Origin of the sequence: Aliidiomarina sp. (genome assembly GCF_047920995.1) — a bacterium.
In the GTDB taxonomy this organism is placed as follows: domain Bacteria; phylum Pseudomonadota; class Gammaproteobacteria; order Enterobacterales; family Alteromonadaceae; genus Aliidiomarina.
In genome coordinates this window covers 1-21,447 of sequence record NZ_JBLRWZ010000040.1, presented here as the reverse complement: position 1 = coordinate 21,447, position 21,447 = coordinate 1, and the positions used below count along the sequence as shown (strand labels likewise).

The following is a 21,447-nucleotide window of genomic DNA, read 5'->3' as shown; positions in this document are numbered from 1 at the left end:
TGTTTCATCTGGTGGAATATCTTCACTTGGTTCATCGAAGAACTCTTCAATACTGGCGGTTAATTCCGCACCTAATAAAATGATATTCCATGATAAATATACCCAAACAATTAGGATTGGAATAGTAGCCAGAGCACCGTAAATCAGCTCATAGGAGGGGAAGTATTGTAAATATAAACGGAATCCATGTTTAGCAAATTCAAATAACAGCGCACTTACTGCCGCGCCCCAAATCGCATGGCGGAATTTCACTATCTTGTTTGGCACCATCGCGTACAACAGAATAAACGCCATCATGGTGGTGAAGAACGGGAACAATGTGAGCATGGTGGTGCGAATACCACCCACATACTCATCGGCGAAGGTAGCAATGGAAAGAAGGTAAGAGCTTAAACCAATACCCGTACCCACTAACAGTGGGCCCATGGTAAGCACCATCCAATAAATAGCGAGGCTAATAATGGTGCGGCGGCGGTTATGTACCCGCCAAATATTATTCATGGCTTTATCGATTGCTGAGATCAGCATAATTGCCACTACAAACAAGAATATGGCACCTATGGCGGTCATTTGATTGGCGTTTTCAATAAAGCGATTCAAATACTCTTGCAGCGCTTCGCCGCTGGTTGGCACCAAATTAGCAAGCACCATGTTCTCGATGTTCTCGCGAAAGGCTTCGAACACAGGAAACGCTGAAAAAATCGCAAAAATAACCGCTATTAAGGGTACCAATGAGAGCAAACTTACATAGGTTAAGTGGCCCGCCATAATATTAATGCGGTCATCAACGCAGCGCTTGATAAAATGGCGCATAAACGCGAAGCTCGTAGTGCCAGCTACTGTTACCTGTTCCCGTACCTTGGGCCAATCAATTGGCGCACGCTTTGCTTGCTTACTCATTCATATCCCTCTGCTTTACTCTTAGGCTTATTGTGGCAGTAGCTATCCATTCCCACAAGTGCCAGTTATAACGTACAGCATAGCTACTTGCTTCTGTAACAATCCTCCATTAACCTCGATACCCCACTTTGGTTAAGGAAGCATATGAGTTTACAGGTTATTACACCAACCACTGCAGCGCATTGGGATCAATATTACGCCTTGCGCTATCAGGTACTGCGTAAGCCTTTTCGGCGCCCGCTCGGCTCAGAAAAGGATGAATACGATCAAGTAGCCGAACACCGTATGTTGGTTGATGAAAACGATAATCTGATTGGCATTGGTAGATTACACTTTAATAGCAGCGAAGAAGCGCAAATTCGCTTCATGGTGGTGGCACCCAAATACCAAGGTGAAGGGCATGGCGTTATGGTAGTGCAGGCTCTGGAATTGTTGGCACGTAAACAAGGCGCTACCCGGGTTATTATTCGCAGCCGCGATACCACCTTAGGATTTTACCTCAAGTGTGGATACGAAATTAAAGAGGAAGCCAATACGGTAAACAACCCAATGGCTGAGCATCAGCTCGTGAAACGGCTGCACCCTGTGAACCATATTGTATATCGGCCAACTTGGTGTACTGAGTTGCAAAAAACTTGGTATGAACACATCCCGGTAAGTAAGGCGATGTCGATTCGTATCTACCAATACACGGGCCGCAGTATTGAGCTGCGCGCTCCATTGGCACGCAACATCAACGTGCACGGCACCATGTTTGCGGGCAGTTTGTATACCCTTGCTACGCTTACAGGCTGGGGTTTATTGCAACTGCAACTGCGTGAGCGCGATCTCGAAGGCTCTATCGTACTCGCTGAAGGCAACATTAATTATCGTAAACCGGTAATTGACGATCCGCGGGCGATTGCTTACCTAAACGAAATTAAGGGTGATTTCAGCCCACTTTCGGCAGGCAAGAATGCGCGCTTAACCGTTACGGTAATGGTGCGGGATGGCGATCTCGCCGGCGCAGAATTCACCGGCGAGTATGTAGTATTAGCCCCGCGCGATTAACTTACCCGCAACTGCACCAGCTCTGTTAATTCACCACCACGAACCACGTTATAAATCGCCTCTATATCTGGGGCGAAGTAACGATCTTCATCGTAAAAGCTTACCTTTGCACGCACTGCTGCGTGGGCTTGCTCCAACGTAGGTGATGATTGCAATGGCCGACGAAAATCAATGCCCTGCGCCGCACCAAGCAATTCAATGGCAATAATATTCGCCACATTTTCGGCAATATCTTCCAGCCTGCGCGCCGCAAAGGTTGCCATAGAAACATGATCTTCTTGGTTCGCTGAGGTTGGCAAACTATCAATTGAAGCCGGGTGCGCTAGAGTTTTGTTCTCTGAAGCGAGCGCTGCCGCGGTAACTTGTGCCAGCATGAAGCCTGAATTAATGCCGCCATTATCTACCAAGAACGGCGGTAAATTACTCAGGTGCTTATCCACCAACAAAGCGATACGGCGCTCGGCTAGTGAACCAATTTCTGAGCATGCAATGGCCAGCATATCCGCCGCAATGGCTACCGGTTCAGCATGGAAGTTACCACCAGAAAGAATTTCGTTATCATCAGGGAATACCAATGGATTATCGGTAACACCATTCGCTTCTCGGGCTAATACTTCGCTTGCATAGCCGATATGATCCCACACCGCGCCCATCACCTGAGGCTGACACCGCAGTGAATAAGGGTCTTGCACCTTGCCACAATTAGTGTGTGAATCACCAATCGCGCTATTACTGCCCAAAATACGTCGTAGCTCTGCCGCCATCGCTATTTGCCCCGGCTGGCCACGAACCAAGTGAATACGCTCATCAAACGGAGTGCGTGAGCCGAGCGCCGCTTCTACGGTCATTGCGCCAGCCACTGTTGCTGCAGCGAATACATCTTCAATGGCAAATAAGCCATGCAAAGCCAGCGCAGTAGACGCCTGGGTACCATTCAACAGTGCCAAGCCTTCTTTTGGTGCCAATTCCATCGGCTCAAGCCCAAGCTGCTTCAAGCCTGTAGCGGCTGGCACTCGTTCGCCATTAATGCGCAGCTCACCTTCGCCTAACAGTGGTAACACCATGTGTGCCAATGGCGCTAAATCACCGCATGCACCAACCGATCCTTTTTCAGGTACGCATGGGTATGCTTCGTTATTTAATAGGGTAATTAAAAAATCGATTACTTCCGGGCGTACTCCAGAGAACCCGCGCGCCAATGAGTTGATTTTTAACACCAACATTAACCGCACTACGGCATCGCTCATCATTTTGCCCACACCTGCCGCATGCGAAAGCACGATACGGCGTTGTAAATCTGCTAATTGCTCTGGTGCAATACGGGTGCTGGCCAATAAACCAAAGCCGGTGTTGATGCCATATACAACTCGCCCTTCGGCTAGCACTTTAGCAACGGTTTCAGCTGCGCGCGCAACATCTGCGTAGGCTTCTTTTGGTAGTGAAAGCGTTACCGCTTCACGATCGATATTGCGTAACTGTGCCAAAGTAATTTGCCCTGGCTGTAATTTCAGTGAGTAACTCATAACGCTCATTCCAATTTTTTGCTAGCAACGCGGGTTGCTGATCAACCCGTAAATCTTTAAAAACGCGCGGCGATTATTTCTCTAACGAGGGTAAATCAAGATTACTCTCGGCAGCCGCTTGTTTAGCAATATCGTAGCCGGCATCGGCATGGCGCATTACTCCCGTGCCCGGATCATTCCATAGCACGCGGCTAATGCGCTGCTGCGCCTCATCGGTGCCATCTGCCACAATAACTACGCCAGAGTGCTGCGAATACCCCATGCCCACACCGCCGCCGTGATGTAACGATACCCAAGTAGCACCGCCTGCCGTGTTCAGCAGGGCGTTTAACAGTGGCCAATCGGAAACCGCATCAGAACCATCTAACATGGCTTCCGTTTCTCGGTTCGGGCTGGCAACAGAACCAGAATCAAGGTGATCACGGCCAATAACAATAGGCGCCTTGAGCTCGCCATTTTTCACCATTTCGTTGAATGCTAATCCCAAGCGCACCCGATCTTTCAAACCCACCCAACAAATTCGGGCCGGTAATCCTTGAAACGCAATACGCTCGCGGGCCATATCTAACCAGTTGTGCAAATGCGTATCGTGCGGCATCAGCTCTTTTACTTTCTGGTCGGTTTTATAAATATCTTCCGGATCGCCAGAGAGTGCTACCCAACGGAATGGGCCAATACCTTGGCAGAATAGCGGCCGAATGTAAGCCGGTACGAAACCTGGGAAATCAAACGCATTAGCAACGCCTTCATCTTTCGCCATTTGCCGAATGTTATTGCCATAATCGGTTACCGCTGCACCACGTTCTTGCATAGTAAGCATAGCCCGCACTTGCACCGCCATGGATTGTTTTGCGGCTTGCACCACCCCTTGCGGATTACTTTCCCGCTCGGCTGCCGCTTTTTCCATGCTCCAGCCCTGGGGTAAGTAGCCATTTAATGGATCGTGCGCAGATGTTTGGTCGGTTACCACATCTGGGGTAACGCCGCGTTTTACCAGCTCGGCATACACATCGGCAGCATTTGCTAATAAACCTACCGATACCGCCCGGCCCTCTTTCTTAGCATTCTCAATACGCGCCAATGCATCATCTAAATCGGTTGCTTTTTCATCTACGTAACGGGTGCGTAAGCGGAAATCGATACGGCTTTCATCTACCTCACAGGCCAGCATAGAAAAGCCTGCCATAGTGGCCGCTAATGGCTGCGCGCCACCCATGCCACCCAAGCCACCGGTTAACACCCATTTCCCTGCTGCATCGCCAGCGAAATGCTGCTGCGCAATAGCGCCAAACGTTTCGTAGGTGCCTTGCACAATGCCTTGCGAACCAATGTAAATCCACGAACCGGCCGTCATTTGGCCGTACATCATTAAGCCCTTTTTATCGAGCTCGTTGAAGTGTTCCCAATTTGCCCATTGCGGTACCAAATTCGAGTTGGCAATCAACACGCGTGGGGCATTCTTATGCGTTGGAAATACACCTACGGGTTTGCCACTTTGCACCAATAAGGTTTCGTTATCTTCCAAGCGATCGAGCACTTCTACAATTTTATCGAAGCTTTCCCAGCTGCGCGCAGCACGGCCAATGCCACCGTATACCACTAAACCAGCTGGATGCTCAGCTACATCAGGATCTAAATTATTCATTAACATGCGCTTCGCAGCTTCGGTTTGCCAGCTTTTGGCAGTACACACACTACCGGTAGCGGCACGAACTACACGGGTATTATCAACACGGGTAAAACTCATTCTGTTCTCCTTACTAGATATTCTCTTTTTTGCCACGTTGGGTGTTTTTAAACACCATGTGGCCGCCAAGCCGAAACCGGGAACCCGGATGCGTTAGGGTTGCTTGGCTCACTACACCATCTCTACAGCTGGTGCGGCGTTGAATTTGTAAACAGGGCTCTGGGGTTTCCAACTGCAGCATTTCACTAAGCTGCGGCGCAGGGAGTACCGCTTCAATTAAGTGGCTCGCCTCGGTAAGGGGCGTTACCTCACACAAATATTCATGCGGAGTAATGCTGGTGTAATCTTGCTGCAAATACTCTGGCACCAATGCCGGATTTACATAGCGATCTTCTACCTGTACCGGTTGGCCATTTTCAAAGTGCACAATTACCGAGTGCAATACTTCACTGCCAATTTCGAGTTGTAAGGCACTGGCCACTGTGTTGGGCGCTATAATTGTTTCTAGTACCTTTACTTCCGCATGGTGGCGGTGATTGCGCAGGGCAATTTCATCGGCGATATTGCGAATCGTAAGCAGCGCCGATTGAGATTTCAGCGGTGCCACAAAAGTGCCTGAGCCACGGGTACGAGTAACTAAACCTTCTTCTGAGAGTTCCTGTAACGCGCGCCGAGCTGTCATTCGGCTTACTGAAAAGCGCTCGGCAAGGGCATTTTCGGAAGTAACAGGGTGATACTCCGGCCACTCGCCCGATTCAATTTTCTGGTAAACGTATTCTTTAATGGTTGCAAATTTAGCCATAGCAATTGGACATTTAGCGATGTTGTATATACATTATCGACCACCGCGAAAAAAAATCAATCGCTTTCTATGTAAACTTGCTGTTTAAATGGTTACCTTAGCAAGCTACTGATGATTCTATTAACAGGGAAGCACTCTCCATGGCCCCACAGCATAGTGATTTTGTTCTGCATTCAGTAACCGCTGCCTGCATGACCAACGCCGAACTTGGCCTCCTTGAAAACGCCTGTGTAGTTGTGCGTGATGGAATTCTAGTTTGGGTTGGTGAGTTCTCTGCGCTACCCGCCGAATTCTCACGATTGCCCGAAATTTGTGGCGGCGATAGATTACTCACCCCAGCACTTACCGATTGCCACACTCATCTTGTGTGGGCAGGCTCGCGCGCCAGTGAATTTCGCCAGCGCTTACATGGCGCCAGTTACCAAGAAATTGCCGAGGCCGGTGGTGGCATTCTGAGCACAGTGAAAGCCACCCGTACCGCCAACGAAGATGAGCTATTTAAGGCCTCGCTGCCGCGTGCCAAAGCGCTACTGCACCAGGGCGTAGCGCATATTGAGATAAAATCAGGGTATGGCTTAAACCTAGCCGATGAAATTAAGCAGTTACGCGTAGCGCGCCGAATTGGCGAAACCTTGCCGTTAAAAGTGTCTACTACGCTACTCGCTGCCCACGCACTACCACCCGAATATGAGAATGATAGTGATGGGTATATTCAGCATGTGTGTGAGCAAATTATTCCCGCGGCAGCAGCAGAAAACCTAGCCGACGCGGTAGATGTGTTCTGTGAAAATATTGGCTTCAGCCGCGATCAGGCTGAACGGGTATTTCAAACGGCGCAAGCGCACGGCTTGCCGGTGAAAATTCATGCCGAACAGCTAAGCGATCAAGATGGCAGTGCCTTAATGGCTGAATACAGCGGGTTATCTGCAGATCACTTAGAGTACTTATCTGAGCAAGGCATTGCCGCAATGGCGAAGGCCGGCAGCGTTGCCGTTCTGTTGCCCGGTGCGTTCTATTTTCTGCGCGAAACCAAACTGCCACCCATTCAAGCATTGCGTAATGCCAACGTGCCTATTGCTATCGCAACCGATGCCAACCCTGGCTCGTCACCACTGGTGCAATTACCATTAATGATGCACATGGCCTGTTCATTCTTTCGTTTAACACCTGAAGAGGCTTGGTTAGGGGTTACCCGCAATGCAGCTTTAGCGCTGGGCGACACACAACAAGGAATGCTCGCCGTTGGCCAACGAGCGGATATGGCGTTGTGGAATTTAACTAGCCCAGAGCAAATCTGTTACGAGTTTGGTATGAACCCACTGGAACAGTTATGGATTAGTGGTACTGCGGTTTAACGTGCGTTGTTTTTAACTCTACTTACAATGTAAGTGAACACTAACTCACTAAGGATCTGCCCTGTCGCTTTTATGCCCGCTTGTACTCCCAGCGGATGGCATGCAGGGGCCGCTTCTGCTAAATGCAAATAACAACACTGGGGCGCCTTCGCCAACTCCTGCACAAATAGCAGCGCATCGCTTAACGCAACACCGGTGTAATTAAGCGCACTGGCAGGGGCATACTGAATTGCATCCACATCAAGCTCGATACCCATAGAACACTGCCAACTGGCTACTCGCTGTTGTAGTGGCTGCAGGTGCTGGGCAAAACTGCTGCCTAGCATATCATGCACGCCGCTGTAAGTTGCGCCAGCATCTTGCAACTGCTGCAAGGTTGCCGCCGAATTCTTTGCTGGATGCAGCGCCATTACGTGGTAATGCTTTAGGTAGCCTTGCTGGTATGCATAGCTAAAGCCATTGCCACTATGCCTACCTTCTAATGGCCGAAAATCGGCATGCGGATCTAAATTTACGGCGCCTACGGCCGTGTTGTGTACATACGCAAGGCTTTGCAGTAGTGGCAGCGCATTGTTATGGCCACCACCAATAAGAATCACTTCATAACCTTGCTTAAATAAACACTGGGTTACCTGGGCTACGCGTTGATCTAGCTGTTCACACAACTGCCGCAAACGTTGTAGATCATTAGCATCGCTGGCATCTAAGGTGGTAGCTTCATCGTTGAGATCTTGGCAATCTACTTGCCCAGCGAGTACCACTTCATGTACCGGCAATACTTGCGAATCCTGCATATTCAAGAATTGCTGCAGAAATGCTTGGAAACCTAGTTCTGCGCCACCTTGGCCAAGGTTTGCGCGTGGGCCAATAGATTCTGGCACCCCCAGAATAGCAAAACGCCCCAGCGGTGCCGCCGAGGCATTTAAATCTGCAAGTGTTGTAATCGATTCGCCGATGCGTGTTTCCCCAGCGCGAGTGCTCGCAAACTGGCTCGGCACAATCGGCTGCCAATGATAATGCGGTTGGCTCACAATAACCCTCTTACTTGTGCAACAGGAGTTGCCACGAAATGGTTAATGTTATTCGATATCCAGCGCTTCAGGCGAAAGGATAATACCGGTGCTATCAGCGTAAAGGTGATCTTCTGGCAAGAAGGTTACACCGCCGAAATTAACCGCTAAATCTGTTTCACCAATACCAATCGCATCAGCGCCTACAGGAATAGAGGCAATTGCTTGAATACCGATATCTAAATCTTCCAGCAAATCAACATCACGAACACAGCCGAAGCAAACGATACCTTCCCAATCATTCTCTAACGCCAGCTCAGCAATGCCGATATCAATCAAGGCACGGCGTAATGAACCACCACCATCAACCAGCAACACTTTACCTGCGCCCGGTTGCTCGAGAGCCGTTTCAATCAGCCCTTTGTCTTCGTGGCACTTTATGGTAACCACTTGGCCACCAAATGATAAACGGCCACCGTAGTTCGCAAACATAGGTTCAACCACATCCACTTGATCAGCATATAAATCACAAAGTTCTGAGGTGTTGTATTCCATCGGAAACGCTCCTGCACTTAAGCAAGGTTAGAATTAATTTACAGTATAAACCTTTAAGAGCAGGGGCGAAAGAACCCATTCGCTCTTACAGAATGAAGCGGCTGAGATCTTCGTTATCAGCTAAATCATTCAAGTATTTGTTCACGTAATCTCTATCGATCGTAATGGATTGTCCTTCCATATCCGATGCATTAAATGAGATCTCTTCCATTAACCGTTCAAGTACCGTGTGCAAACGGCGTGCGCCGATATTTTCTGTTCTTTCATTCACTTGCCATGCGATTTCGGCAATTCGACGAATACCATTTTCAGTGAACTCGATGGTTACGCCTTCGGTAGCCATCAGCGCCATATATTGCATGGTAAGCGAAGCATTCGGTTCGGTAAGAATACGCACGAAATCTTCGGTAGTAAGTGCTTTTAAGCTTACCCGAATAGGCAAACGGCCCTGCAGTTCAGGAATTAAATCTGCAGGTTTGGCAATTTGAAACGCCCCCGAAGCAATAAACAAAATATGGTCGGTTTTTACCATGCCATGCTTGGTGCTTACGGTGGTGCCTTCTACTAATGGCAGCAAATCTCGTTGCACTCCTTCGCGAGAAACATCGGGGCCACTGCTATCACCGCGCTTACAGATTTTATCGATTTCATCTAAGAACACGATGCCATTCTGCTCAACCGCTTCAATCGCTTTTTCTTTAATCTCTTCTTGATTCACCATTTTCGCAGCTTCTTCTTCAATCAACTGCTTAAACGCGTCTTTGATCTTCATTTTGCGTTTTTTGGTTTTATTCTGGCCCATGTTTTGGAACATGTTTTGTAACTGTGAAGTCATTTCTTCCATGCCAGGAGGCGCCATAATTTCAACGCCCATGGGTGACATATTCACCTCAATTTCAATCTCTTTATCATCAAGCTTACCTTCACGCAGTTTCTTTCGAAACGCTTGTCGGGTTGTTTGCTGCTCTTCGTCTTCTTTACCGAAGTTTTCATCATGCCAATTGCGCTTCGGCTTCGGTAATAGCGTATCAAGAATGCGATCTTCAGCAGCATCTTCGGCACGGTGGCGTAATCGTGCCATTTCTTGCTCACGTACCAACTTCACTGCGGTATCGGTAAGATCGCGAATAATTGAATCTACCTCTTTACCCACATAACCTACTTCCGTGAATTTGGTAGCCTCAATTTTAATGAACGGCGCATTAGCAAGCTTCGCCAAACGGCGGGCTATTTCAGTTTTACCAACACCCGTAGGGCCGATCATCAAGATGTTCTTTGGCGTTACTTCTTGGCGCAACTCTTCATCTAGCTGCATCCGGCGCCAGCGGTTTCGCAATGCTACCGAAACCGCGCGTTTTGCATCTTGCTGGCCAATAATGTGGCGGTTTAACTCATCAACAATTTCCCGGGGGGTCATATTCGACATTCTTTACTCCTTGGCCAACTCAGCATCTAACACTTCAATGGTGTGGTGATTGTTGGTGTAAACACAAATATCACCCGCAATCGTAAGCGCTTTCTCAGTAATTTCTGGTGCACTCAAATCGGTATTTTCCAACAAGGCTCGCGCAGCAGCCTGGGCATAAGGCCCGCCTGAACCAATTGCAATTAAATCATTCTCGGGCTGCACCACATCGCCATTCCCGGTAATAATTAACGAGGTTGTTTTATCTGCCACAGCTAACAATGCTTCCAACTTGCGCAACATACGATCGGTTCGCCAATCTTTTGCTAGCTCTACTGCAGCTCGGGTTAAGTGGCCTTGATGCTGCTCAAGCTTCGCTTCGAAACGCTCAAACAAGGTAAACGCATCGGCAGTGCCGCCAGCAAAACCGGCAATTACTTGGCCCTTATACAAAAGGCGAACTTTCTTGGCGTTGCCTTTCATTACAGTATTGCCTAATGAAACTTGGCCATCGCCACCAATGGCAACTTTATCGCCACGGCGCACGGAAACAATCGTAGTCATGTGTGTTCCTCTCTATCGGTGATAGTTAGGAGATAGGGGCGCACGCAGCAAAATTCAAGTAGTGCAACTATTCTTGTATACCATCATTGCGATAACTGACAGCGTTTTGGCGGCATATGAAGCTGCCAGCAGTTACAGGGAACACTAGCCATATGCGTGGTAGGCGATTAGAATTAGCGCTCATGTTTTGCTACTACCGAGAGTTTTAATGCCGGATATACGCACGGTTCGATTAAATAAATTTATTAGTGAAAGTGGTATTTGCTCGCGGCGCGAGGCCGATCGTTTAATTGCGGCAAGTAAAGTAACCGTAAATGGCCGTATTGCCGAGATGGGCACACCCATAACACCAACCGATGAAGTGCGGGTAAATGGCAAGTTGATCGAGCCCACCAACAAAGAACGCTTTGCCTTCATCGCTTTCAATAAGCCCGTTGGTATTGTAAGCACTACCGATTCGGCGGAAAAAGATAACTTATTAAGCGTGGTAAAACACAAAGAACGCGTATTCCCGGTTGGGCGGCTAGATAAAGATTCCCAAGGCTTATTATTTTTAACCAGTAACGGCGATTTGGTGAATAAAATTCTGCGCGCTGGCAATAACCATGAGAAAGAGTATGTGGTTACTGTAGATAAACCTATTACCGCTGAGTTTTTAGCCGGTATGCGTTCGGGTGTGCCGATTTTGGATACCGTTACCAAAAAATGTAAAGTAGCGCGGCTTTCAGCTTTTGTTTTTAAAATCATTCTCGTGCAGGGGCTCAATCGGCAAATTCGCCGGATGTGCGAACACTTTGGTTACCGAGTGAAAAAGCTCGAGCGCATTCGCATTATGAATGTTCGTTTAGATGGAATTCGTAGTGGTGAATGGCGTGATTTAACCGAGAAAGAACTGGCGGAACTAATGGATTCCATCAAGCACTCTTCTTCTGAGCCGCCTGCAGGACATCGCAGGCGTAAGCCCAACCCTGCAAGCTCGAAGCAGGCGAACCCAAAGCATGGCGCTGGGCGATCTGAACGCGGCCGCAGTGAACGCGGCCGCAAGCGCTAGCTTAATCTAAATTCCACAACCAGATTTGGCAACCATACACTCCGGTACGTTGTAGCTGGTTGTTGGTGCGCTGCGCTGCGCGTAAGTTTTCAAATGGGCCCAAAATAACGCGGAACCAACGGCCATTGCTGCCGTGAGTTTCGCGCACTTGCGATTCAAATCCGGCCATGGCAATTCGCGCTTTCAATGTTTCTGCATCGGCAAAACTACGAAACGACCCGCATTGCATTAAGCGCCGTTGTGATTCAGCAATTTCAGGTACCTCAACCTCTACCTGGCGATTCTCGAGCTCTTCAATGTACTGCCAACGCTCGGCCGAGAATTCTGGTAAAGGCTCTAAAGATGGGGCGGTTACCACAGTACCTTCAGCAAGTTCAGCATTCCTATCACTTTTCAGAAACCACAAGAAACTAGCGAAAACAGCTACTACGATAACGGTAATAAAAAGCGCTTTAAATGGAATTTGTGGTGGCGCGTTGCGGCTATTGTTCTTGCGGGCAGCCGCACGCTTCGGCGCGTTTTTCTTCGCCGCTGGTTTGCGCTTTTTGGGTGCTCCGCGTTTCGCGTAATCAACCGCCATAAATTACATTTTCTCGAGGGTTTTGATGCCCAATAATGCCAAGCCTTGCTGTAATATGCGTGCCGTTAACGCCGCCAATTTTAAGCGGCTTTGCTGCAACGCTGCATCATCGGCATTCAAGATCGGGCATGCTTCATAGAATGAGCTAAATGCGCCCGCTAGTTCAAACATGTAACCGCATAAGAAATGCGGCATTCCTTTATTACCAACAGATGCAATAATCTCTGGGAACTGCGCCAGTTTATTAGCTAATGTTTCATCTTGCTCGGTAGCCAGCACAAAATCGCCAGTTACTTCATGCAACTGCAAACCTGCTTTTTGGAAAATGCTGTATACCCGTGTGTAGGCATACAGCAAATAGGGCGCCGTATTCCCTTCGAAGCTCAGCATGGTATCCCAATCAAATACATAATCGCTGGTGCGATTCTTGGATAAATCGGCATATTTAACCGCTGCAATACCTACTACGCGGGCAACATTCGCTTGCTCTGCAGCACTTAAATCCGTGCCTTTACTAGCAATCAGTTCAGCGGCCCGGCGCTCTGCTTCATCAAGTAAATCAGCAAGTTTGGTTACGCCGCCATCGCGGCTTTTGTATGGCCTGCCATCTTTACCCAGCACCATGCCAAAACCTAAATGCTCTAAGCTAGTACTGGCATCGGCATAACCCGCTTTGCGGCTAAGGGTGAAAATTTGCTGAAAATGTAATGATTGGCGCGCATCTACCACGTAAATTGCGCGATCTGCCTGCAACGTGCCTACCCGATAGCGAACTGCCGCCAAATCACTCGTGGCATACAAGTAACCGCCATCTTTCTTTTGCACAATAATTGGCAAAGGCTCGTTCTCTTTGCCTTTGAATTCATCCAAAAATACGCATTTGGCGCCTTGGTTTTCTACCAACAAACCTTTTTCGGTTAAATCGGTTACCACATTTGCTAAATCATCGTTATACGCAGATTCTGCCATTACATGGCTACGATTCAGCTGCACACCTAAGCGATCGTATACTTCTTGGCAATGTGCCAATGAAGTATCAATAAATTGCTGCCACAACTGCTTACAATACACATCGCCCGATTGTAGTTTAACCACCAGAGCCCGAGCTCGATCGGCGAAGCCCTCCTCATCATCAAAGCGTTTTTTTGCTGCTTTATAAAAAGTTTCTAAATCTGCTAGTTCGAGCGCCTCAGAATTACCTTCTTGCAAGGTATCTTCCATGTGCGCAAGCAACATACCAAACTGCGTGCCCCAATCACCTACATGATTCTGTGGAATTACTTTGTGGCCTTGTAAACTCAGCGTACGCGCTACCGCATCGCCAATAATGGTAGAGCGTAAATGGCCCACATGCATTTCTTTGGCTAAGTTAGGTGATGAATAATCAATAACTACCGTTTGCGGCTGGTCTGCTAACGGCACACCACAACGCTCATCAGCCCAAGCTGCATTAAGCTGAGCAATTAACTGGCCTTGATTCACGGTAAAGTTAATGAACCCTGGGCCGGCAATATCAGTTTTTGCTAACACGTTGTTTTCAGGAATGGCGGCAATAATGGCTTCTGCCAACGCCCGAGGGTTTTGCTTCGCTGGTTTTGCCAACATTAAGGCTAAATTTGTGGCGAAATCACCATGGCTTTTATCGCGAGGGCGATCGAGCTGAATTCGGGGTTGCAGATCAGCTGGAATCGCTGCTGCTGCTTTCAATTCGGCAATCGCGGCCTGCAATAATGCTTCAATTTGCTGTTTCATGGTGCGTACAACCTTCGATATCGATAACTAGCCGAGTAGTTTAATCGCTCGGGCGCTGAAAAAAAACCGCTGAATGCGCGTTTCACGTGAAATCTTGTGGATCTATATCTAATGACCAACGAGCTTTGCGTGCTTGTGGCAAGGTTTCCAGGAGATGCATGCTCGCTTGCAACAAACGATGTAAAGGCGCTCGGCTGGTTGCGTGCAGCATCAATTGGTAACGAAAACGCCCTGCGCGCCGCGCCAAAGGTGCCGGCATTGGGCCGATAACCGCAACTTCCGGTGCACCATAAGCGTTGCTCGCGTTCTGGCCATTATGGCCAGCCGCAGTTTGCTGGGCCAGCAGCGTATCGTGAATCGCTTGCAACAGCGCTTCCGCTGCAGATTTTTCTGTTGCCTCGGCGCGGAATAATGCCATTGCTGCATAGGGTGGCATTAACGCTTGTTCGCGCTCAGTAAGTGCAGTTTGCGCAAAATCTTGATAACCGTTTTGCACCAATTCCTGAATTAATGGGTGCTCTGGTTGGTGTGTTTGCAATAATACACTACCACGTTTACTAGCCCTGCCTGCTCGCCCAGCTACTTGCACGTAGAGTTGCGCTAACCGTTCTGGCGCCCGAAAATCCGCACTAAATAAAGCTCCATCTACATCCAATAACGATACCAAGGTTACGTTCGGAAAGTGATGCCCTTTTGCAAGCATTTGCGTGCCAATTAAAATGCGATAATCACCGCGCGCCGCTGCTTGCAAATAATCTTCTAACTGGCCTTTCTTGCGCGTACTATCCCGATCAATCCGCACTGCTGGATAATCTGGAAAGCGCTTGGCTATGGCCTCTTCCAATTGTTCCGTACCCAACCCACGAGTTATTAGCTGGGTGCTGCCACAGTGTCCGCATTGGCGCGGAATTCGGCGCTGCGCACCACAGTGATGACATTGCAACGTGTGCGTTTGCTGGTGCACGGTCATATTTGCTTGGCAACGATGGCATTCACTCACCCAACCACACTCGTGACATAGCAACGCACTGGCAAAACCACGGCGATTTAGAAACAGTAACACTTGGTTACCCGCATCTAAGTGTTTTTGCATTACGGCTAACAACTGATCAGAGAGCCCGTTGTGTAACCGTTGTGCTTTCAAATCGATCACGCCACTCTTTACTGGCTGCGCTTCTCCGGCTCGGTTACTTAACTGCAAATGGCCGTATCGTTTGCTGCGAGCATTGGCCAAGGTTTCCAATGATGGTGTTGCCGAGCCTAACACCACAGAAAACTCTTCCTGCTGCGCTCGTTTAATCGCTAAATCGCGGGCGTTGTATCGAAAGCCATCTTGTTGCTTAAAAGAGCCATCGTGCTCTTCGTCAATAATTAATAAGCCCAGATTGTGAAGTGGTGTGAAAATCGCGGAGCGAGTGCCCAAGATAATTGCCGCATGGCCATCCCGCGCTTGCAGCCACCCTTGTAGCCGCTCTTGATCACTTAAACCAGAATGTAAAACAATTACCGGCGCCTGAAACCGATCGCGAAAGCGCGCCACCGTTTGCGGTGTAAGGCCAATTTCTGGCACCAGCACTAAAACCTGCTGCCCCGCATTCAGCACTTCCGCCATTACTTGCAAATACACTTCGGTTTTACCGCTACCGGTAACACCTTCGAGTAACCAAATTTTTGCACCGGCGCTGGTACTGTTCTGCTCAGGGGTATTTAGGCTAGCGCTAATCGCACCCACCGCCACAGCTTGTTGCGGATTCAATGCATGAGGCTGCTCCAGTAACGCGCCATCCCATTTCTCAAACTTTGGTAGTGATTGCTCACTTTCAACCAACCCTTTATCTTGCAGTGCTTTTAATGCTGCTGGGCTAAATTCCTCGAGCTTCATTTGTGCAGCACTTAAGGCGCCTTTCTGCAGTGCAGCTAATATACGTTGCTGCTGCGCCGCGCGTTTGAGGCTATTAATATCAACGGCAGCGCCAGCCTCGGTGAGCAAAAAGCGTTTAATCTGGGTATAACTTGGCGGTTCGCCTTGCTTTACCGCTATCGGCGCAGCATGCGTAAGAACTTCGCCAAGCGGATGGTGATAGTAGCTTGCAGCCCACAGTAGTAACTGCCACATCGGCTCAGGCCACAAAGGCTCAGCATCAGTTATCGTAATCACTTCACGGAGCAAGCTCGCGTCGATTTCAGGCGCTACACCCACCGCAACAACAAAACCCACCATATCGCGGGAACCGAATGGCACGCGCACGCGCCCACCCAGCTTTGGCACTGGCTGTTCAGGCGTGAGCATGTAATCATACTTACGGCGCAGTGGAACCGGTAAGGCGATACGGATATAGGTTGGCACGCAATTCTCTTCAGTTAACTTTTGGCAACGTTGCATAGAAACGCTCTATGCTAACAAAACTTTACGCTAGCGCCAGCCAGCTTTTCGATTAAATTTCTGCTTGGCACCCTAAAGTAGCACATCAATGCACTTCGCTTTACTAACGAGTACAGATAAAGCCGTTATCCTTGCCGATCTTGCTTGATCCTTGAGCGGCTCTGCGCTAGAATTCGCGGCCTTAAAATCGTTTTAAGTACAGAATTATTAACAAGCGTGTGGTGTTCGTGGAAAGCACGGATGGCGATACGGCCTTCAACTGAGGTAACCCCTAATGAAACAAGGTATTCACCCTGAGTATAAAGAAGTTAGCGTAACCTGTTCATGTGGTAACGTTTTCAAAACTCGCTCTACGCGTTGTGCAGATTTCCACATCGACGTATGTTCTGAGTGTCACCCGTTCTATACCGGTAAGCAGAAAACTCTGGATGCTGGCGGACGCGTTGATAAGTTTAAGCAACGTTTCGGTTCACTTAAAACTAAGTAAGCGTTACCTATGTAACCACCGCTTAGTAGCAGTGATAAGAAAGGCGCCGATAATGGCGCCTTTTTTGATCCCAATATTTACATCCAGTAAGAAAACCTGATTACTCGAGTAAGCCTTTGCGGGCTGCCAACCGAATAAGCTCGGCAGTATTCGACACATTCATTTTCGCCAATATTCGCCCCCGGTGATTTTCCGCAGTTTTATGGGACATATCCAGTAACTCAGCAATCTCCCGCGTGGTTCGCCCTGCTACTACTAGAAAAAACACCTCGCGCTCACGGCGGGTAATATTATCGAGAATCGATTCCTTAACCTTGCCCGTTTCTTTACTCTCGGCCAGCTCTTTCAGCAGCACTTGCGGGAAGTAGGTTTGCCCTTGGTGAATCATTAGAATTGCTTCAGCAAGCTGTTCCGTAGATGATTCCTTCAGCATATAGCCTTTCGCACCCGATTGGTGCAGTGCATGCATGTACTCAATCTCATCATGCATGGTAAGCACCAAAATTTTCGCCTCGGGCCGATGATGTAATAATTTATCAATGGCCACCAAGCCATTCATTTTTGGCATCGAGATGTCCATAAGCAGCACATCTGGATTATGTTTCAATGTCGCCTGAACCATACTCTGGCCATCTTCACATTCACAAATCACTTCAAACAGTTCGTGTTGGCTAAGCATTTGCACGATGCCTTGGCGAACCAAGGTGTGATCGTCGGCAACAATTAAGCGGATTTTATTATTCATAGTGGAACCAATAGGCTTATGTGGCAACCGCCCCCGGGGCGCGATTGAATATCAAACTCGGCAGAAAATGCAGTAGCACGATCACGCATACTCGCAATACCAATTCCCTGGGCGGCTGTATCTAGGTTAAATCCTCTACCATTATCAATTATATCCAAGCGTAAAGCCTTGCCTACACGCGTAGCAAATACACTTATTTGATCTGCATTAGCGTGCCGTACCGCATTGGTAAGTGCCTCTTGGGCAATACGAAACACTAAAATCGCAACATGGCTGTTCGGCTCTTCTTCAATGTCGATTGCAATACTGCTTTCCAGCTTTTCATGTTCACATAGCGAACGAACCAGCCAGTTTAATGCTGCCGCCAAGCCCAAATCATCTAAAATGCGTGGCCGCATTAACCGCGATAATTGCCGCACATCGCTAAGCGCATGAGCGGCAAGTTCAGCAACACTGGCATCAACACCTTGCTCAATAACAGCAACATCTAGTTTGCGGGTAAGTGCGGTGAGTATTTGGCCAAGGCCATCATGCAGATCTTGAGAGAGGCGCGCACGCTCAGCCTCCTGCTGGCTCCATAAGCGCTGCGCCAAATTGCGCAGCGTTAGCTGTTCTGCAACTAGAAGCTGGCGAAGCTCATCTTGGCTCCGTTGCAGGAACAGCAGTTCCTCGTCGAACGTTTGTTTCCGGCCGTTCATATGTTTGTTGATAAACCTCAAGTTGCTGGCGGTTCATGTACTGATACAATCGTTCCCGTAATTGCTCTGCACGCCGCTTCGAATCATTATCACTAAAAATCTCATAATACAGGTGATTACGCCAGTAGTCTGGATGATTTTGTAATGTTCTGCGCAACTGCTCAAATGCGTCTTGATCATTAAATTGCACCGCCTGCAAATACGAGGCTTGCAAATACTCTTTGTACATTGCTGGCCGCACTAACTCACGAACCCGCTGCCATTGCCAGCTATCACGCGGGATTGGGTTGAGCTCCAGAATCGACAGTAATACCCGTAATTCCGATTGTACCGGCAGCAGTTGCTTGCGAAAACGCGACCAAAAGGCGGTAATTTCTGAAGTACTAATATCATCGGCTAGCAAGGCTGCACTAACCGCTATCCAATCATGCAGTATTTCTTGTTCACTATTGAGTTGAGCGGCGTATTTTTCTAATCCTGCTAATTGTTCGGCAATACATTGGCCATCAGCGAGGTAAAGGCACATTTCAGCTCCCCAAATATGCACTTCAATCAAGCCACGGAAATAATCGATAGATTCTGCAATTCGCAATGCCTCTTCATTATTGCGCAATGCGGTTGTCCAAGAACCTCTGGAGTAATTTCGGTGGCTCAATAAGAACTGCGTTACCATCTCTTCTTCCGGGCGCCTTCCTTGCGAAGATTCTAAAACCTCGGTAAGTATTTGCGTGGCTTGGCTATATTCGCCACGAGTAAGGGCAAGATTCGCTAAATTCAACTCTGTGCGCGCTAATCCTGATTGATCACCGATGCGGGCAAATAAATTCTTCGCTTGCTTCCAAAATACATCGGCTTGGCTAAAATCAGCCATCAGAAAGTGCATATAGGCTACGTTATTAATGCTTTCGGCCTGCTGGCGGGAATAGCCGGTAATCATGCGCAGATCGAGCGCATTGCGGTAATGCGTTAACGCTTCTCGGTAACGTCCTTGCTCTTCAAGCAACACTCCCCACTCATTCTCTACTTGGGCAAGGCCAATGCGATCATTGTTCTCTTCAAATAGCAACGAAGCCTCTGCTAAGGCGGCCTCCGCATCGGCATAGCGAAGCTGTAAAGCTCGAGCGTTGGCCAAGTTCGCAAGGGTAACTGCACGGCCGTTCGCGTCGCGCTCTCTGGTACGTATACTTAATGCTTCCGTAAAGTATTGTGCGGCGGTAGATGCATCAGATAACCGCAAATAGGCAACACCAAAAGCATTCAGCACGGTTCCTTGGCCGCGCATATTTTCTTGTTGGCGGTACTTTACCAACGCTTGCATCAATTCGTTATCAAGCGCTTGCTGAATTTGCCCTTGAATAATACGCATCCGCGCCAGTTCAAACCAACGATCGGGCGCACTCGGATCAATCTCTAGCGCTTGTTGATACAAGCGCATGGCGGTTTCAGTATCATCAGCCCATACTGCTAACTCTGCCCGCCTATCAAGTAAGCTGGCGCGGCCGGGGAATAGCTCGAGCAACCGGTCGGTTACCGCGATAGCACCATCTAAATCATTATTGATTTCAGCTTGCAAGGCCCTACCTTCGAGATACCAATATTCATCGTTTTCTGAAAGTTCGATTAAACGCTCTAACTGATCATGGGCTAATTGAATATCCCCGCGAGCTGCAGCTAAGCGCGCACCGGCTAGCCAACCGCCAGCAAAATCAGGCCACTCGGCCTGCAACGATTGCACAAATTGCTCGGCTTCCGCATGGCGCCCTTGGCGCAAAGCTTGTAGTACAGGCTCTACGCGTTGCAATTCTTCCGGTTTTACAATTAGCTGCCGTGGCGGCAACGCCAACTGCTCATCAATGTGCACTAACAACTGTTCCATTGTGAGCGGCAACTGGGTGTTATTTACGGTACCCTGAAACGAACCAAACATCCGGTTACCCGGCATTTCCGCGAGCAATACTTGAATGCGAATATCATCACTTACCGGCAGCTGGCCACTTTGCAATAAAATCAGCACTTCTGCATTCACCAGCTGGGCTATGCGTATTCTGTGCTCTTGCTGTGCAAATGGTTTTAAACCCAAATTACTTACCAAGCTATCAACGCGATCCTGCTCAACGATATCAATCCCGGATTGGGTAATTAAGTGCAAATGCAGTAGCTCGGCAATGCCGCCGAGTAGGTTATCATCGGGTGCGTATACAATTGCAACCCGCGAGGTATGGTTGGGCATTGCTGTAATCGGCTCACCATCGTAACTAGGCGCAAACAACGATGTAGCACCTGCAACAATAATCAGCAACAGAAGTACGGTACCCAGCACTGCCACGCGTGATTCTGTAGATCGCTCTATGAATTGCTGTGCTTTGATAATCGAGATACGCTGATGCGCGAGCGGCTTGCTTAACTGCCTTGCCAAACGCTTGCGGCTAATCAGCCATTTAATATCGCCAAGATGCCAACGCCGAATTTTTGTTGCTGCAAGTAATTCTAAGAATAAACGGCCACTACTATAACAATCCGTGTGTGCACCGCGCTTACCAAGCTGGGTAACCTCTGGGGCGATATAACCAACGCTACCGGAAAAATCGGCCAGTAGATTCGCTTCACTATTAGAACCGATGCCAAAATCTAACAGCACTAGATTGCCGCGTTCATCAATATAAATATTTTCGGGTTTTACATCTGCGTGGGTAATTTCTGCTGCATGGCACGCGGCTAAAGCCTGCAATAATTGCCTCATCCAACGTTCGCTTTGGTTTCTTGTTACACCCTCATGCAATAACGCTGCTAAGGTATCGCCACTTACCAACGCCATGGTGAAGAATACCCAATCACCATCTTGGTAAAATTCAAATACTCGCACAATATTGGGGTGGTTTAGCTCACGAGCAAGCAAAACT

General features: G+C 48.5%; 18 protein-coding genes. 4 read left to right on the top strand and 14 right to left on the bottom strand.

Annotation, left to right across the window (positions count from 1 at the left end):
* Window positions 1–900: virulence factor BrkB family protein (locus ACNA7P_RS09965; RefSeq protein ID WP_416258484.1), on the bottom strand; the 900-nt coding region annotated here is incomplete at its 3' end.
* Window positions 901–1,044: 144 nt separating this feature from the next.
* Between ACNA7P_RS09965 and ACNA7P_RS09960 the strand changes: the two genes are divergently transcribed.
* Window positions 1,045–1,950 carry a YiiD C-terminal domain-containing protein gene (locus ACNA7P_RS09960; RefSeq protein WP_416258483.1) on the top strand — a complete coding sequence of 302 codons (906 nt, stop codon included), beginning with the start codon at window positions 1,045–1,047 and terminating at the stop codon, window positions 1,948–1,950.
* Here the strand turns inward: ACNA7P_RS09960 and hutH are convergent.
* From hutH to hutC, 3 genes are all read right to left on the bottom strand, one after another.
* Complete coding sequence (gene hutH / locus ACNA7P_RS09955; RefSeq protein WP_416258482.1) at window positions 1,947–3,473, bottom strand: histidine ammonia-lyase; 1,527 nt, start codon at window positions 3,471–3,473, stop codon at window positions 1,947–1,949. The genes ACNA7P_RS09960 and hutH overlap by 4 nt on opposite strands.
* A 73-nt stretch (window positions 3,474–3,546) precedes the next feature.
* Complete coding sequence (gene hutU / locus ACNA7P_RS09950) at window positions 3,547–5,220, bottom strand: urocanate hydratase (protein WP_416258481.1); 1,674 nt, start codon at window positions 5,218–5,220, stop codon at window positions 3,547–3,549.
* 13 nt (window positions 5,221–5,233) lie between these two features.
* Complete coding sequence (gene hutC, locus ACNA7P_RS09945; protein ID WP_416258480.1) at window positions 5,234–5,962, bottom strand: histidine utilization repressor; 729 nt, start codon at window positions 5,960–5,962, stop codon at window positions 5,234–5,236.
* Between the two features lie 140 nt (window positions 5,963–6,102).
* Here hutC and hutI point away from each other — a divergent pair, with 140 nt between their 5' ends.
* Window positions 6,103–7,317, top strand: coding sequence for an imidazolonepropionase (gene hutI / locus ACNA7P_RS09940; protein ID WP_416258479.1), 1,215 nt, complete (start codon window positions 6,103–6,105; stop codon window positions 7,315–7,317).
* Here hutI and ACNA7P_RS09935 read toward each other — a convergent pair.
* The 4 genes from ACNA7P_RS09935 to hslV all read right to left on the bottom strand — a co-directional run bounded on the left by ACNA7P_RS09935 (window position 7,314) and on the right by hslV (window position 10,851).
* Complete coding sequence (locus ACNA7P_RS09935) at window positions 7,314–8,348, bottom strand: formimidoylglutamase (protein WP_416258478.1); 1,035 nt, start codon at window positions 8,346–8,348, stop codon at window positions 7,314–7,316. The genes hutI and ACNA7P_RS09935 overlap by 4 nt on opposite strands.
* 48 nt (window positions 8,349–8,396) lie before the next feature.
* A complete protein-coding gene (gene rraA / locus ACNA7P_RS09930) occupies window positions 8,397–8,882 on the bottom strand; it encodes a ribonuclease E activity regulator RraA (protein WP_416258477.1) in 486 nt (161 codons plus the stop codon).
* Window positions 8,883–8,967: 85 nt separating this feature from the next.
* Entirely contained in the window at window positions 8,968–10,308 is a 1,341-nt protein-coding gene (gene hslU / locus ACNA7P_RS09925) for an HslU--HslV peptidase ATPase subunit (protein ID WP_416258476.1), read from the bottom strand.
* Between the two features lie 3 nt (window positions 10,309–10,311).
* Window positions 10,312–10,851 carry an ATP-dependent protease subunit HslV gene (gene hslV, locus ACNA7P_RS09920; protein WP_416258475.1) on the bottom strand — a complete coding sequence of 180 codons (540 nt, stop codon included), beginning with the start codon at window positions 10,849–10,851 and terminating at the stop codon, window positions 10,312–10,314.
* 208 nt (window positions 10,852–11,059) lie between these two features.
* Here hslV and rluF point away from each other — a divergent pair, with 208 nt between their 5' ends.
* Window positions 11,060–11,902, top strand: a complete 843-nt coding sequence (gene rluF / locus ACNA7P_RS09915) for a 23S rRNA pseudouridine(2604) synthase RluF (protein ID WP_416258474.1) — start codon at window positions 11,060–11,062, stop codon at window positions 11,900–11,902.
* 1 nt (window position 11,903) lies between these two features.
* Here rluF and ACNA7P_RS09910 read toward each other — a convergent pair whose 3' ends face one another.
* The 3 genes from ACNA7P_RS09910 to priA all read right to left on the bottom strand — a co-directional run bounded on the left by ACNA7P_RS09910 (window position 11,904) and on the right by priA (window position 16,617).
* Window positions 11,904–12,482, bottom strand: coding sequence for an SPOR domain-containing protein (locus ACNA7P_RS09910; protein WP_416258473.1), 579 nt, complete (start codon window positions 12,480–12,482; stop codon window positions 11,904–11,906).
* Between the two features lie 3 nt (window positions 12,483–12,485).
* Window positions 12,486–14,234: an arginine--tRNA ligase gene (argS, locus tag ACNA7P_RS09905; RefSeq protein ID WP_416258472.1), complete on the bottom strand. Its 1,749-nt coding sequence runs from the start codon at window positions 14,232–14,234 to the stop codon at window positions 12,486–12,488.
* Between the two features lie 82 nt (window positions 14,235–14,316).
* Complete coding sequence (gene priA / locus ACNA7P_RS09900) at window positions 14,317–16,617, bottom strand: primosomal protein N' (protein ID WP_416258471.1); 2,301 nt, start codon at window positions 16,615–16,617, stop codon at window positions 14,317–14,319.
* A 274-nt stretch (window positions 16,618–16,891) separates the two neighbouring features.
* On the opposite strand from priA, the gene rpmE reads away from it, so the two are divergent.
* Window positions 16,892–17,104: a 50S ribosomal protein L31 gene (gene rpmE / locus ACNA7P_RS09895; RefSeq protein WP_416258470.1), complete on the top strand. Its 213-nt coding sequence runs from the start codon at window positions 16,892–16,894 to the stop codon at window positions 17,102–17,104.
* 100 nt (window positions 17,105–17,204) lie between these two features.
* On the opposite strand, the gene ACNA7P_RS09890 is transcribed toward rpmE, so the two are convergent.
* The 3 genes from ACNA7P_RS09890 to ACNA7P_RS09880 form a co-directional block, all read right to left on the bottom strand.
* The gene (locus ACNA7P_RS09890) at window positions 17,205–17,849 is read right to left on the bottom strand and encodes a response regulator (RefSeq protein WP_416258469.1); all 645 of its coding nucleotides are present in this window, start codon (window positions 17,847–17,849) and stop codon (window positions 17,205–17,207) included.
* Window positions 17,846–18,547 carry a sensor histidine kinase gene (locus ACNA7P_RS09885; RefSeq protein ID WP_416258468.1) on the bottom strand — a complete coding sequence of 234 codons (702 nt, stop codon included), beginning with the start codon at window positions 18,545–18,547 and terminating at the stop codon, window positions 17,846–17,848. The genes ACNA7P_RS09890 and ACNA7P_RS09885 overlap by 4 nt, the downstream gene beginning before the upstream one ends.
* Window positions 18,486–21,447, bottom strand: a 2,962-nt coding sequence (locus tag ACNA7P_RS09880) for a protein kinase domain-containing protein (RefSeq protein WP_416258467.1), incomplete at its 5' end; no start/stop codon positions are given. The genes ACNA7P_RS09880 and ACNA7P_RS09885, both read right to left, overlap by 62 nt.

What these genes read in the sequence shown, in the direction of transcription:
- rluF (WP_416258474.1), top strand. Translation starts at nt 11,060, where the DNA reads ATGCCGGATATACGCACGGTTCGATTAAATAAATTTATTAGTGAAAGT.
- rraA (WP_416258477.1), bottom strand. Translation starts at nt 8,882, where the DNA reads ATGGAATACAACACCTCAGAACTTTGTGATTTATATGCTGATCAAGTG.
- ACNA7P_RS09960 (WP_416258483.1), top strand. Translation starts at nt 1,045, where the DNA reads ATGAGTTTACAGGTTATTACACCAACCACTGCAGCGCATTGGGATCAA.
- ACNA7P_RS09885 (WP_416258468.1), bottom strand. Translation starts at nt 18,547, where the DNA reads ATGAACGGCCGGAAACAAACGTTCGACGAGGAACTGCTGTTCCTGCAA.
- hutC (WP_416258480.1), bottom strand. Translation starts at nt 5,962, where the DNA reads ATGGCTAAATTTGCAACCATTAAAGAATACGTTTACCAGAAAATTGAA.
- ACNA7P_RS09890 (WP_416258469.1), bottom strand. Translation starts at nt 17,849, where the DNA reads ATGAATAATAAAATCCGCTTAATTGTTGCCGACGATCACACCTTGGTT.
- hutH (WP_416258482.1), bottom strand. Translation starts at nt 3,473, where the DNA reads ATGAGTTACTCACTGAAATTACAGCCAGGGCAAATTACTTTGGCACAG.
- priA (WP_416258471.1), bottom strand. Translation starts at nt 16,617, where the DNA reads ATGCAACGTTGCCAAAAGTTAACTGAAGAGAATTGCGTGCCAACCTAT.
- argS (WP_416258472.1), bottom strand. Translation starts at nt 14,234, where the DNA reads ATGAAACAGCAAATTGAAGCATTATTGCAGGCCGCGATTGCCGAATTG.
- hutI (WP_416258479.1), top strand. Translation starts at nt 6,103, where the DNA reads ATGGCCCCACAGCATAGTGATTTTGTTCTGCATTCAGTAACCGCTGCC.
- hutU (WP_416258481.1), bottom strand. Translation starts at nt 5,220, where the DNA reads ATGAGTTTTACCCGTGTTGATAATACCCGTGTAGTTCGTGCCGCTACC.
- hslU (WP_416258476.1), bottom strand. Translation starts at nt 10,308, where the DNA reads ATGTCGAATATGACCCCCCGGGAAATTGTTGATGAGTTAAACCGCCAC.
- rpmE (WP_416258470.1), top strand. Translation starts at nt 16,892, where the DNA reads ATGAAACAAGGTATTCACCCTGAGTATAAAGAAGTTAGCGTAACCTGT.
- hslV (WP_416258475.1), bottom strand. Translation starts at nt 10,851, where the DNA reads ATGACTACGATTGTTTCCGTGCGCCGTGGCGATAAAGTTGCCATTGGT.
- ACNA7P_RS09910 (WP_416258473.1), bottom strand. Translation starts at nt 12,482, where the DNA reads ATGGCGGTTGATTACGCGAAACGCGGAGCACCCAAAAAGCGCAAACCA.